At 72.0% G+C, this 12,965-nt stretch carries 12 protein-coding genes and 2 pseudogenes; 9 read left to right on the forward strand and 5 right to left on the reverse strand.

Going from position 1 to position 12,965, the window contains the following annotated elements:
• Positions 1-308: pseudogene (locus tag KDL01_RS32195) on the forward strand (Bcr/CflA family drug resistance efflux transporter); the annotation flags it as partial.
• Positions 309-314: 6 nt separating this feature from the next.
• Entirely contained in the window at positions 315-968 is a 654-nt protein-coding gene (locus tag KDL01_RS32200; RefSeq protein WP_212532445.1) for an NAD(P)-dependent oxidoreductase, read from the forward strand.
• A gap of 102 nt (positions 969-1,070) precedes the next feature.
• Here the strand turns inward: KDL01_RS32200 and der are convergent, their stop codons facing one another.
• From der to aroH, 4 genes are all read right to left on the reverse strand, one after another.
• The gene (gene der / locus KDL01_RS32205) at positions 1,071-2,528 is read right to left on the reverse strand and encodes a ribosome biogenesis GTPase Der (RefSeq protein WP_212532446.1); all 1,458 of its coding nucleotides are present in this window, start codon (positions 2,526-2,528) and stop codon (positions 1,071-1,073) included.
• 111 nt (positions 2,529-2,639) lie between these two features.
• Positions 2,640-3,341: a (d)CMP kinase gene (cmk, locus tag KDL01_RS32210; protein WP_212532447.1), complete on the reverse strand. Its 702-nt coding sequence runs from the start codon at positions 3,339-3,341 to the stop codon at positions 2,640-2,642.
• A 32-nt stretch (positions 3,342-3,373) separates the two neighbouring features.
• Entirely contained in the window at positions 3,374-4,468 is a 1,095-nt protein-coding gene (locus tag KDL01_RS32215; RefSeq protein WP_212532448.1) for a prephenate dehydrogenase, read from the reverse strand.
• A 43-nt stretch (positions 4,469-4,511) separates the two neighbouring features.
• Positions 4,512-4,874 carry a chorismate mutase gene (gene aroH / locus KDL01_RS32220; RefSeq protein WP_212532449.1) on the reverse strand — a complete coding sequence of 121 codons (363 nt, stop codon included), beginning with the start codon at positions 4,872-4,874 and terminating at the stop codon, positions 4,512-4,514.
• Positions 4,875-5,057: 183 nt separating this feature from the next.
• Here aroH and pyrG point away from each other — a divergent pair, with 183 nt between their 5' ends.
• The 3 genes from pyrG to ald all read left to right on the forward strand — a co-directional run bounded on the left by pyrG (position 5,058) and on the right by ald (position 8,732).
• Positions 5,058-6,767 carry a CTP synthase gene (gene pyrG, locus KDL01_RS32225; RefSeq protein WP_212532450.1) on the forward strand — a complete coding sequence of 570 codons (1,710 nt, stop codon included), beginning with the start codon at positions 5,058-5,060 and terminating at the stop codon, positions 6,765-6,767.
• Between the two features lie 18 nt (positions 6,768-6,785).
• Positions 6,786-7,418: an NUDIX domain-containing protein gene (locus tag KDL01_RS32230; protein ID WP_212532451.1), complete on the forward strand. Its 633-nt coding sequence runs from the start codon at positions 6,786-6,788 to the stop codon at positions 7,416-7,418.
• 198 nt (positions 7,419-7,616) lie between these two features.
• Complete coding sequence (ald, locus tag KDL01_RS32235; RefSeq protein WP_212532452.1) at positions 7,617-8,732, forward strand: alanine dehydrogenase; 1,116 nt, start codon at positions 7,617-7,619, stop codon at positions 8,730-8,732.
• Positions 8,733-8,820: 88 nt separating this feature from the next.
• On the opposite strand, the gene KDL01_RS32240 is transcribed toward ald, so the two are convergent.
• The gene (locus KDL01_RS32240) at positions 8,821-9,753 is read right to left on the reverse strand and encodes a hypothetical protein (protein ID WP_212532453.1); all 933 of its coding nucleotides are present in this window, start codon (positions 9,751-9,753) and stop codon (positions 8,821-8,823) included.
• 438 nt (positions 9,754-10,191) lie between these two features.
• Between KDL01_RS32240 and KDL01_RS32245 the strand changes: the two genes are divergently transcribed.
• The 4 genes and pseudogenes from KDL01_RS32245 to KDL01_RS32260 all read left to right on the forward strand — a co-directional run.
• A complete protein-coding gene (locus KDL01_RS32245) occupies positions 10,192-11,211 on the forward strand; it encodes a ParA family protein (protein ID WP_438802002.1) in 1,020 nt (339 codons plus the stop codon).
• A gap of 2 nt (positions 11,212-11,213) precedes the next feature.
• On the forward strand, positions 11,214-11,639 hold the full coding sequence (locus KDL01_RS32250; RefSeq protein WP_307846717.1) for a cobyrinic acid a,c-diamide synthase: 426 nt from the start codon (positions 11,214-11,216) through the stop codon (positions 11,637-11,639).
• A 64-nt stretch (positions 11,640-11,703) separates the two neighbouring features.
• Entirely contained in the window at positions 11,704-12,690 is a 987-nt protein-coding gene (locus tag KDL01_RS32255; protein ID WP_307846715.1) for a segregation and condensation protein A, read from the forward strand.
• Positions 12,687-12,965: pseudogene (locus KDL01_RS32260) on the forward strand (hypothetical protein); the annotation flags it as partial. The gene KDL01_RS32255 and the pseudogene KDL01_RS32260, both read left to right, overlap by 4 nt.

Consider the following 12,965-nt stretch of genomic DNA (forward strand, 5'->3'; position numbering starts at 1 on the left):
GGGTGTGGATCGCGGCGGTGTCCGGGGCGGGTCTGCCGGTGCTGCTTCCGCTGCTGTTCGTCAACGTGGCCTGTCTGGGCCTGGTCCTGCCGAACGCCGGGGCGTTGGGCCTGGCCGGGCACGGCGACGCGGCCGGTGCGGCGGCCTCGCTGCTGGGGCCCACGCCCTACATCCTGGGCGCGCTGGCCTCTCCGCTCGTAGGCTTGGGCGGACGGCACGACGCGGCGCCGATGGGCGCGGTGATCGCGCTGTTCGACGCAGCCGCACTCGGAGCGTTCGGGTGGCTCACCAGGAAGACGGAGGACTGAAGACCTATGGCGAAGATCGTGCTGTTCGGAGCCAGCGGGATGATCGGGAGCAGGGCGCTGGCCGAGGCGCTGGCCCGCGGGCACGAGGTGGTCGCGGTGGTGCGCGATCCGGCGCGGGTGACCACCACCGACCCGAACCTGACCGTGGCGACCGGGGACGTGACCGACCCGGCGACGGTCACCCGGCTGGCCGAGGGTGCGGACGTGGTGGTCAGCGCGGTCTCGCAGCGCGGTCCCGGCCTGGACCAGACGGCCGCGTACGACGCGGTCGGGCGCGGCCTGGTAGAGGGCCTGCGCGCGCTCGGCACCGACGCCCCGCGGCTGGTCGTGGTGGGCGGCGCGGGCAGTCTCGAGGTGGCGCCCGGGGCGCGGCTGGTGGACCAGCCCGGCTTCCCGGACGCGTACAAGAGCGAGTCCCTGGCGCACGCCGAGGTGCTCGAGAAGCTGCGCGGGGTCACCGACGTGCGCTGGTCCTACCTCAGCCCGGCCGCGGAGATCGCGCCGGGCGAGCGCACCGGGACCTTCCGGCTCGGCGGCGACGGCCTGGTCAGCGACGCGGACGGCAAGAGCTTCATCTCGGCCGAGGACTACTCCGTCGCGCTGATCGACGAGGCCGAGTCCGGCAAGCACGTGGGCGAGCGCTTCACTCTCGCCTACTGAGACGGCGCCGCCGAGACACCGCTACCGGGTCTCCGCTACCGGGTCTCCGCATGCACAAGGGCGCCGACGGCTTGGCCGTCGGCGCCCTTGTGCGTTCAGGTCCTACTTCTTGCTGCGGTTGCCGCGCTTCTCCCGCACCCGCACCGAGAGCTCGATCGGGGTGCCGACGAAGCCGAACTCCTCGCGCAGCCGACGCTCGATGAACCGGCGGTAGCCCGCCTCCAGGAAGCCGGAGGCGAACAGCACGAAGCGCGGCGGCTTGGCCGAGGGCTGGGTGCCGAACAGGATGCGCGGCTGCTTGCCGCCGCGGACCGGGTGCGGGTGCTCGGCGACCAGGGTGCCGAGGAAGGCGTTGAGCCTGCCGGTGGCGATGCGCGTCTCCCAGCCGTCGAGCGCGGCCTCGATCGCCGGGACCAGCTTGTCCACGTGCCGGCCGGTGCTGGCCGAGATGTTCACCCGCGGCGCCCACTGGACCTGGACCAGCTCCTGGTCGATCTCGCGCTCGAGGTAGTAGCGGCGCTCCTCGTCCAGGGTGTCCCACTTGTTGTAGGCGATCACCAGGGCGCGCCCGGCCTCGGCCACCTTGGAGATGATCCGCAGGTCCTGCTCGGCCATCGACTCGCTCACGTCGATCAGTACGACCGCGACCTCGGCCTTCTCGATCGCGGCGGCGGTGCGCAGGGAGGCGTAGTAGTCCGCGCCGTAGGTCTGGTTCACCCGGCGGCGGATGCCCGCGGTGTCCACGAACCGCCAGGTGCGCCCGCCGAGCTGGATCAGCTCGTCCACCGGGTCCCGGGTGGTGCCGGCGACCGAGTCCACCACCACGCGGTCCTCCCCGGCGAGGCGGTTGAGCAGCGAGGACTTGCCCACGTTGGGCTTGCCGACCAGGGCCACCCGGCGCGGGCCGCCGAGCGGGGCGCCGAGCAGCTCGGCCGGGGGGCGCTCGGGCAGCGCCGCGAAGATCGCGTCGAGCAGGTCGCCGGAGCCGCGGCCGTGCATGGCGGAGACCGGGTGCGGTTCGCCGAGGCCGAGCGACCACAGCGTGGAGGCCTCGGCCTCGAGCTGCGGGTTGTCCGCCTTGTTGGCCACCAGCACGACCGGCTTCTTGCCGCGCCGCAGCACCCGGACGAAGGCCTCGTCGGTGTCGGTCAGCCCGACCGTGGTGTCCACCACGAGCACGACCGCGTCGGCGAGCTCCACCGCGATCTCGGCCTGCTCGGCCACGCGCTTGTCCAGGCCGTCGACGTCGACCTCCCAGCCGCCGGTGTCGACCACGATGAACCGGCGTCCGGACCAGTTGGCCTCGTAGTACACCCGGTCGCGGGTGACGCCGGGCACGTCCTGCACGACCGCCTCGCGGCGGCCCAGGATCCGGTTGACCAGGGTGGACTTGCCCACGTTGGGCCGCCCCACGATGGCCAGCACCGGCAACGGGCCGCCCGCCTCGTCCAGCTCGGCCTCGAGCGCGCCGCTCAGGTCCAGCGGTTCGGCATTGCCGTACTCGTCGACGAACTCGCTCGCGTCGAAGGGCGCGTCGAGCTCGAACTCTTCGTCGTACATGCGCTGGATCCTCACCGGCCGGGATGCTTACCCGTCTATTGTGCCTGGTCCCGGACACGTCTCGAAGCCACTTCGGCTCCGCCGGGGGTCCAGGCCGAGGTCAGCGCGCCCTCACTGCCCTTTGGCCAGCCGGACGATCTCCTCCACGACCTCGTCCAGGCTCAGGTGGGTGCCGTCCACCACGACCGCGCCGGGGGCGGCGTCGAGCGGGCGGGTGGTCTTGGCGTCCTCGGCGTCGCGGCGGGCGAGCTCGGCCAGGGTGGCCGCGGCCTCGGTGCCGCGTCCGGCGCCGGCGTGCTCGGCCTCGCGCCGGGCCGCGCGCACGGCCTGATCCGCCGTCAGGTACACCTTCACGGGCGCGATCGGCCAGACCACCTCGGCGATGTCCCGGCCCTCCACCACGATCCCGACGCCCTCGGCCACCGCCGTGCGCACGCACTCGCGCTGCGCCTCGATCAGCCGGGTGCGCACCGCGCGCACCCCGGCCACCTTGGAGACCGCGGCGTCCACGGCGCCGGTGCGGATCTCGTCCACCAGCACCCGGCCGTCCACGGTGATGCCGTACCCATCCGGATCGGTGGCCGAGGCCAGCCGCGGCAGCAGGCTCGCGGCGGCCACCGCCTCGCCGTCGGCCAGGTCCACGCCGTGCTCGAGCATCCACCAGGTCATGGCCCGGTACTGGGCGCCGGTGTCCAGGTAGCGCAGCCCGAGCCGGCGGGCCACGCCGCGGGAGGTGCTGGACTTCCCCGAGCCCGACGGTCCGTCGATCGCGATCACGATCCCGCCGCCGCGCCCGTCCTCGGCAACCGCCACGCCCCACTCCTCGCTTAGAACTCCGGTACCCCTCAGGCCTGCACGGTCCAGCCGCGCTCGGCCAACCGCCCGGACAGGGCCGAGGCGGCGTCCGGATCAACGTACAGGGTGACGTGTCCGACCGGCTGACCGGGTGAATGCTCGATGGTGAGGTCCTCGATGTTGACCCCGGCCGCGCCGGCCGCCGCGAACAGCCGGGCCAGCTCCCCCGGGGCGTCGCTGATGACCACGGGGACCGGGACGTAGGCGGCCCGGGGCGCGCCGTGCTTGCCCGGGATCCTGGCCACCCCGGCGTTGCCCCGGTGCAGCCGCTCGACCAGGGCGAGCGAGGCCTCGGGGGCGAGCGCGGCGCCCTTCTCGGCGAGCGCGCGCAGCGAGGCGATCACCGCGCCGAGGTCGCCCGCGTACTCCTCGAGCACGTCGGCGACGGCGCCGGCGTTGGCGCTGAGGATCTCCTGCCACAGGGCCGGGTCGCCCGCGGCGATCCGGGTGACGTCGCGCACGCCCTGGCCGGCGATGCGCGCGGCGTCCTCGGCGGCGTGCTCGAGCCGGGCCGCCATCAGCACCGAGACCAGGTGCGGGGCGTGCGAGATGAGCGCGACGGCGCGGTCGTGCTCGGCCGGGTCCATCACCACCGGGACCGAACCGCACAGCGAGACCAGCTCGAGCGCGCGGTTGAGCGCGTCCCGGCCGGTCTCCGCGGTCGGGGTGAGCACCCAGGGGCGGCCCTCGAACAGGTCCGCCCGGGCGGCCAGCGGCCCGGACTTCTCCCGGCCGGCCAGCGGGTGCCCGCCGATGTACGCGGAGGTGTCAAGGCCGCGGGCCGCGGCGTCGGCCACCGGGGCGGCCTTGACCGAGCACACGTCGGTGTAGCAGCGGGCCAGGCCGCGCCGCTGGGCCGAGGCCAGCGCCGCGGCCACGTGCGCGGGCGGCACCGCGAGCACGGCCAGGTCGGCCGGCGCCCCGGGGCCTTCGGCCGCCAGCAGCGTGCCCGCGCCGAGCGAGGCGGCGGTGCGCGCGGCGTCCACGTCCCGGTCCTCGAGCAGCACCAGCACGCCGCGACGGCTCAGGGCCAGCGCGACGGACGTGCCGATCAGGCCGGTGCCGATCACTACCGCCGTTTTCATCAGTTCCCTCGTGTCGTTCGGAATCCGGCTCGGGGGCGCGGGCTCACTGCGCGATGTCGCGGCGCAGCGCGGCCGCGCCGCCCAGATAGACGTGCCTGACCTCCTGCTTGGAGCGCATCGTCTCGACGTGCGCGAGGATGCGCACCACCCGGGGCAGCGCGTCCGCCTTGCCGATCTCGGCGGCGCACAGCAGCGGGGTGTCGGCCAGACCCAGTTCGCGGGCCGCCAGCGCGGGGAACTCGCTGGTCAGGTCGGGGGTGGCGGTGAAGACCATGGAGATGACGTCGTCCGGGGTGAGGCTGTTGGCCTCGAACAGGGCCACGACCAGCTCGGTGGTTCCGGCCAGCACCAGCTCGCGCTCGTCCGCCGCCACCTGGACCGCGCCGCGCACCGCCCTGACCGCCATGGGTTCCACCCGCCTCGTCGTGCCGTGAGCCTCGCCCGCGCGCCGCGCGGCGGGACGCCGGAGCCAGCGTATCCGGGCCGGGTCCCGGCCCGCCAACGCGCGTACCTTGAGGCGGGGGTCACCCGGACGAGTACACCCGCTGACGAACCCGGTCCGGATCGCTGATAAGCTGGTAGCCCGTGGATGCGTAAGGCCGTGCCCCACCCGGCCACCCCTCGAAACCCCCACGGGAGCCCCGCGTTGGCAGTGTCCAGCAAGACCAAGCACCTCTTCGTCACCGGCGGCGTCGCCTCCTCGCTCGGGAAGGGTCTGACCGCCTCGAGTCTGGGCGCTCTGCTCAAAGCCCGCGGGCTGCGGGTGACCATGCAGAAGCTGGACCCCTACCTCAACGTCGATCCCGGCACCATGAACCCGTTCCAGCACGGCGAGGTCTTCGTGACCGACGACGGTGCCGAGACCGACCTGGACATCGGCCACTACGAGCGCTTCCTGGACACCGACCTGCACGGTTCGGCGAACGTCACCACCGGCCAGGTCTACTCCTCGGTGATCGCCAAGGAGCGCCGGGGCGAGTACCTCGGCGACACGGTCCAGGTCATCCCGCACATCACGAACGAGATCAAGTCCCGGATCCTGGCCATGGACGCGGCCGACGTGGACATCGTGATCACCGAGGTCGGCGGGACCGTCGGGGACATCGAGTCGCTGCCGTTCCTCGAGGCGGCCCGGCAGGTGCGCCATGAGATCGGCCGCGGCAACTGCTTCTTCCTGCACATCTCGCTGGTGCCCTACATCGGCCCGTCCGGCGAGCTCAAGACCAAGCCCACGCAGCACTCGGTGGCGGCGCTGCGCTCCATCGGCATCCAGCCGGACGCGATCGTGTGCCGCGCGGACCGGGAGATCCCGGAGTCGATCAAGCGCAAGATCTCGCTGATGTGCGACGTGGACGAGGACGCCGTGGCCACCGCCGCGGACGCGCCCTCCATCTACGACATCCCGAAGGTGCTGCACGCCGAGGGCCTCGACGCGTACGTGGTGCGCCGGCTGGACCTGCCGTTCCGGGACGTGGACTGGACGGTGTGGGACGAGCTGCTGCGCCGGGTGCACGAGCCCGAGCACGAGGTCTCGGTGGCGCTGGTGGGCAAGTACATCGACCTGCCGGACGCCTACCTGTCGGTGACCGAGGCGCTGCGGGCCGGCGGCTTCGCCAACAACACCCGGGTCAACATCAAGTGGGTGCCCTCGGACGAGTGCACCACCGACGAGGGCGCCGCCAAGGCCCTGTCGGACGTGGACGCGGTGTGCATCCCGGGCGGCTTCGGCGTGCGCGGGATCGAGGGCAAGATCAACGCGGTCAAGTACGCCCGCGAGCACAAGGTGCCGATCCTGGGCCTGTGCCTGGGCCTGCAGTGCATGGTGATCGAGTCCGCCCGGCACCTGGCCGGGATCGAGGGCGCCGGCTCGTCGGAGTTCGACGAGAACACCGCGCACCCGGTGATCTCGACCATGGCCGACCAGGTGGACATCCTCGCCGGCGGCGACCTCGGCGGCACCATGCGCCTTGGCCTGTACCCGGCGGCGCTGCAGGAGGGTTCGCTGGTGCGCCAGGTCTACGGCGGCGCGGCCAAGATCGAGGAGCGCCACCGGCACCGCTACGAGGTGAACAACGCCTACCGCGACCGGATCGCCGAGGGCGGCCTGGTGTTCTCCGGCACCTCGCCGGACGGGCGCCTGGTGGAGTTCATCGAGCTGCCGCGCGAGACGCACCCGTACTTCGTGGCCACCCAGGCGCACCCGGAGCTGCGCTCGCGCCCGACCCGCCCGCACCCGCTGTTCGTCGGCCTGGTCGCCGCCGCGGTGGCCAAGAGCACCGGACGCCCGGCCACCGCGTAGGACGGGCACAATTCCCCCATGGTGAAGTACAGCTTCGAGGACTACCCCGAACACTGGCCGGTGTTGGAAAGCAGAGTGCTGGCCGAGGGCGGTATCACGGCCTTCCGCGAGGACCTGGTGCGGATGGTCGACGGCACGAAGGCGCGACGGCAGTACACGACCCACCACGGCGCCGTGGCCGTCATCGCACTCGACGATCAGGACCGCATGCTGACGCTGCGTCAGTACCGGCACCCGGTGCGCCTGCTGATGTGGGAGCTGCCCGCGGGCCTGCTCGACCAGCCGGGCGAGCACCCGCTGGAGGCGGCCAAGCGGGAGCTGTTCGAGGAGGCGTACCTGGTCGCGGACGACTGGCGGGTGCTGGCCGACTACCGCAACTCCGCGGGCACCTCGGACGAGGCCAGCCGGGTCTTCGTGGCCCGGGGCGTGCGCGAGGCCACCGGCGAGCGCTTCGTGCGCGAGGCCGAGGAGGCCGGGATCGTGGCCCAGTGGGTGCCGCTGGCCGAGATGTTCGAGCACGTACTCGCCGGGGAGATCACCACCTCCTCGATCGTGGTCGGGGTGAGCGCGCTGACCGCGGCGCTGGCCCGTCCGGGCGGGATCGACGCGCTGCGACCCGCCGACGCGCCATGGTCCGCCCGCCCCTTCTGAATTTGACCGATTCCGCGTCCCTGGCCTTGCTTCCCAAGGCCAGGGACGTTCTTTTCCTCGGAAGCAAGACTCAACCGGCCGACACTCCGTCGGGGCTTGCTGGAAACGCGCTGCACGATGTAAGGCGTTTCGCGGTGGGGAGCGCATTAGGCTGCGTGGCAGATCCCTACCAGCTTCCCCCCTCTTGGACGGTTCGTCGTGAAGGTCGGAATTCCCCGAGAAGTCAAGAACCACGAATACCGCGTGGCGATCACCCCCGCCGGGGTACACGAGCTCGTCGGGCACGGGCACGAGGTATACGTCGAGACCGACGCCGGTGTGGGCTCCTCGATCCCGAACGAGGAGTACGCCGCCGCCGGGGCGACCATACTGTCGAGCGCGGACGAGGTCTGGGCCACCGGCGAGCTGATCTTGAAGGTCAAGGAGCCGATCGCCTCCGAGTACCACCGGATGCGTCCCGACCAGACCCTGTTCACCTACCTGCACCTGGCCGCCTCGCGCGAGTGCACGGACGCGCTGCTCGCGGCCGGCACCACCGCCATCGCCTACGAGACGGTGCAGCTGCCCAACGGCGCTCTGCCGCTGCTCGCCCCCATGTCCGAGGTGGCCGGCCGGCTCGCCCCGCAGGTGGGCGCCTACAACCTGATGCGCTTCTCCGGCGGGCGCGGCGTGCTGCCGGGCGGCGTGCCGGGCGTGACCCCGGCCCAGTGCGTGGTCGTCGGCGCGGGCGTGTCCGGCTGGCACGCGGCCACGATCGCGATCGGCATGGGCTTCGACGTGACCCTGCTGGACCGCGACATCACCAAGCTGCGCGAGGCCGACAAGGTCTTCGGAAACCGGGTCAAGACGCAGGCCTCGAACGCCTACAACCTCGAGCGCGCCTGCCTGACCGCCGACCTGGTGGTCGGCGCGGTGCTGATCCCGGGCGCGAAGGCGCCGAAGCTGGTCACGAACGAGCTGGTGTCCCGGATGAAGCCGGGCTCGGTGCTGGTGGACATCGCCATCGACCAGGGCGGCTGCTTCGAGGACTCGCACCCGACCACGCACGCCGAGCCCACCTTCAAGGTGCACGAGTCGGTGTTCTACTGTGTGGCCAACATGCCGGGTGCGGTGGCCAACACCTCCACCTTCGCGCTCACCAACGTCACCCTGCCGTACGCGGTGGAGCTGGCCAACAAGGGCTGGCGCGAAGCCTGCCGCGCGGACCACGCGCTCGCCCTGGGTCTCAACACCCACCAGGGAGAGCTCACCTCCGCCCCGGTCGCCGAGGCTCACGGGCTCGGCTACCTCAAGCTGGACGAGGTGCTCTCCTAGGCCCTCAGGGCGCGAGAGCACGAACTCCCAGCGGGGCATGCGAAAGCGCCCCGGTTCCGTGTGCGGCGGAACCGGGGCGCTGCGTTTTTCAGCTCCACTGCTGCGGGGGCTGCTGCTGTTGCTGCTGGCCGTACGGAGGCTGGGGCTGCTGCGGCTGCTGGGGGTACTGCGGCTGCTGCGGCGGCTGACCGTAAGGCTGCTGGGGCTGCTGCGGATACTGCGGCGGCTGCTGGCCGTACGGCTGCTGCGGCTGCGGCGGGTACTGCGGCTGCTGCTGCGACTGGTCGTAAGGCTGCTGCGGATACTGCGGCTGCTGGCCGTACTGGGGCTGCTGCGGCGGCTGGCCGTAAGGCTGCTGCGGCTGCTGCGGGTACTGCTGCTGACCGTACGGCTGCTGAGGTTGCTGCTGCGGCGGCTGGCCGTACTGCGGCTGCTGCTGGCCGTAAGGCTGCTGACCGAACTGGGGCTGCTGCGGCTGGCCCGGGTAGCCACCGAAGGCCGGCGCACCGAGCGCTCCGCCGGGGGCCGCGGCACTCTGCCCCATGCCCCAGAACGACACGCCCGCGAACGCGAGCGCGGCGAGCAGGCCGAGGTAGAGCCCGAAGTCGGCGCCGGAGGAGACGTTCAGCGTGATGCCGTCCTCGTCCGACGGCGGCTTGAAGAAGGTCAGCCAGCGCACCACCACCAGGATCACGCTCAGCGCCCCGACGCCGATGCCGATCTGGTAGTAGAGCTTGCCGGCAACCAGTTGCGGCGCGAACAGCGCGCGCAGCGCCAGGATGCCGAAGATCAGCAGGAGCAGCATCGCGATCCAGACCAGCGGCCCGGTGATCGTCTGGCCGTCCAGCGTGCCCTGGGAGGGGCTGTTCCACCCGTTCACGGTGAGCGTCGCGCTCTGCGACGTGCCGCCCACGCTGCCCGACTCCGTGGCCTTATACCAGGGCAGGAAGGTCGAGATGAGCGCGACGAGCCCCGCAGCCGCGAGCACGATGTCCGGCGTGGCGAACTTACGTTGATTCACATGGATCCCCTCCGTGAACGAAAAGTCGGGTTGCAGCATACGGGAATCAGGACATCAGAGAACGGATGAGTCCGTCTGCGGACCTCCCGCACCGACCGACGCCCCGTCAGATGATGACCCCACCGAGGAGACTTGTCGACAAATCTGCAACAGTCTGCGGCCGTTAGCCCGCACGGGCGATGCTTCTTTGCTCTCATTGCACCATATTGTCTAGAGTCTGCCCCGTCCGGCCCGGAGGGACGCGGTGAAGTGAGCGAGTCGATAGGTCGACAATTGCACCCGGAGCGGTGGACACTAGGGCGTGCGAGTACGACAGCTCGCACCCGGCGGGCGTCGTCCACCGGCCACCGGCGCGCATGCGCGGCCGCGGTGACGACAAGACGCCAATCTACGAACTGGGGGGCCTGGGAGGATGACCGGCAGGTGACTGATTCGACCATGACGACGGCTTCGGGCGGTCAAGCCGGCCGTTGGGCCGGCGACGTCGAGATCGACGATCCATACGGCATCGACGACGAGCTGCGCTATGAGGACGGGTTCGACCCGGACGCGGAGATAGAGCCCGATCCCGAGTACGCGGCCACCCTGGCCCCGGACCCGGCCACGCAGCGGCGTGAGCGGGTCGGTCCGACCGGGCGGCCCATGCCGCGCTTCCCGGCCCCGCGCCCCGCCATGGAGCACGGCCCGGCCAAGATCATCGCGATGTGCAACCAGAAGGGCGGGGTGGGCAAGACCACCTCGACCATCAACCTGGGCGCGGCGCTGGCCGAGTACGGACGCAAGGTGCTGCTGGTCGACTTCGACCCGCAGGGCGCGCTGTCCGTGGGCCTGGGCGTGAACCCGATGGAGCTGGACCGGACCGTCTACAACCTGCTGATGGAGCGGGGCGTGACGATCGAGGACATCCTGCTCAAGACCATCACGCCGGGGATGGACCTGCTGCCGAGCAACATCGACCTGTCCGCGGCCGAGGTGCAGCTGGTCACCGAGGTGGCCCGGGAGTCGGCGCTGGCCCGCTCGCTCAAGCCCGCGCTGGGCGAGTACGACTACGTCATCATCGACTGCCAGCCCTCGCTCGGCCTGCTCACCGTCAATGCCCTGACGGCGGCGCACAGCGTGATCGTGCCGCTCGAGTGCGAGTTCTTCGCACTGCGCGGCGTGGCCCTGCTGACCGAGACGATCGAGAAGGTGCGCGAGCGGCTCAACCCCGAGCTCGAGCTCGACGGCATCCTGGCCACCATGTACGACGCGCGCACCGTGCACAGCCGGGAGGTGCTCGCCCGGGTCGTGCAGGCCTTCGGCGAGCAGGTCTTCCACACCGTGATCGGCCGCACCGTCCGCTTCCCGGAGACCACGGTCGCCGGCGAGCCGATCACCTCCTACGCCTCGAGCTCGGTCGGCGCCGCCGCCTACCGCCAGCTGGCGAGGGAGGTGCTCGCGCGGTGCCCCGTCGCGTGAGGATGCCCGGGGCCGACGAGCTGTTCGGGCGCGGCCCCGTGACGCTGGGCAACACCGCGGCGCGACTGCGGGCCGTGCCCGACCCGGTGGAGGACGAGGACGAGGCGGAGGAGGCGCTGCACCAGGCGCCGCCGCCCGCGCACTCGGCCGCACCACGGCTGCCGGCCTCCTCGGCCGGCAGCCGGTCCTCGGGCCGGGCCTCCGGGCGCGAGCGGCACGACGAGAAGATCACGGTGTACGTCTCGCCGGAGGAGCTCGTCGGCCTGGAACAGGCCAGGATCATGCTGCGCACCGGGCACGGGCTCGTCGTGGACCGGGGCCGGATCGTGCGCGAGGCGGTGAACCTGGTCCTGGCCGACCTCACCGAGCACGGCGAGGACTCCAGCCTGGTCCGGGTGCTGCGGACGGAGTGCTACCGGCAGCGGTAGGCGCGCGCAGCCGCCTCGGCACGGTGGCACGAGCGTGCACCTGCCGCGTAATAGAGTTGATGACGTGGAGCAGAGTGTGGCCGAGGCCGCGGCGGACGCCGCCGAGCACGGGCCGGCGTCCGCGGCGCAGGCCGAGCCGGAGGACCCGAGCGTCTTCCGGGTGCACCTGGCCGAGTTCCAGGGCCCGTTCGATCTGCTGCTCTCCCTGATCGCGAAGCACAAGCTGGACGTCACCACGCTGGCGCTCTCGCAGGTCACCGACGACTTCATCGCCCACATCCGGGCCCAGGGCCCGGACTGGGACCTCGACGCGGCCAGCGAGTTCCTGCTGATCGCGGCCACCCTGCTCGACCTGAAGGCCGCCCGGCTGCTGCCGTCCGCCGAGGTCGAGAACGAGGAGGACCTCGCCCTGCTCGAGGCCAGGGACCTGCTGTTCGCCCGGCTGCTGCAGTACCGCGCGTACAAGCAGGTGGCGGCCAGGCTGGCCGAGCGGTACGCGCACGGCTCGCTGCGCCACCCGCGCTCGGTGCCGCTGGAGGCCGAGTTCCGCGACCTGCTGCCGGAACTCGTCTTCGCGCTCACCCCGGAGCAGTTCGCCAAACTGGCCGTCAAGGCGATGACGCCGAAGGTCGCGCCGCAGGTGTCCATCGCGCACATCCACCAGATCCAGGTCTCGGTGCGCGAACAGGCCGCGATCGTGGTGGAGAAGCTGCGGGTGCTGCGCTCCGCCACCTTCCAGACGCTGGTCGAGGACGCACCCGACACCCTGCACGTGGTGGCCAGGTTCCTGGCCCTGCTCGAGCTCTTCCGGGAGCGCGCGGTCGGCTTCGACCAGGACCAGGAGACGGCGTACGCGGAGCTGACGGTGCACTGGACCGGCGACGACTCCGGCGACGTCGAGGTGGACGGCGGCTTCGACGAGGAGGACGCCTCCCTGGTGGAGGGCGCGGACGCGGCGCCCGGCCCGGAGCGCGGCGCCGACTTCTCCGACATCACCGAACTCACCGGCATTGCAGAGAGCGAATACGGCGACCAGGAGGACGAGTCGTGACCGAGCAGGACCAGCCGACCAGCCCCGGCGCGGCGTTCTGGGCGGCCCGCGGCGTGCGGATCGAGCCCGAGGCCGTGGACGGCGAGGAGCCGGAGCTCGAGCCGGAGGCGGAGGCGGTTCACGTTCCGGTTCCGGTTCAGTTTCCGGAGCAGGCCTACGAGCCGGAGGCCGCCGCGTACCCGGCCGCGGCCGAGCTGCCCGGCCAGCGCGTCGTCCCGCCGCAGCCGCAGGTCGCCGTCCCCTGGCCCGCCCACGCGCCGGCCCCGATGCCCGCG

It is taken from the genome of Actinospica durhamensis, assembly GCF_018139695.1.
GTDB classification, from domain to species: domain Bacteria; phylum Actinomycetota; class Actinomycetes; order Streptomycetales; family Catenulisporaceae; genus Actinospica; species Actinospica durhamensis.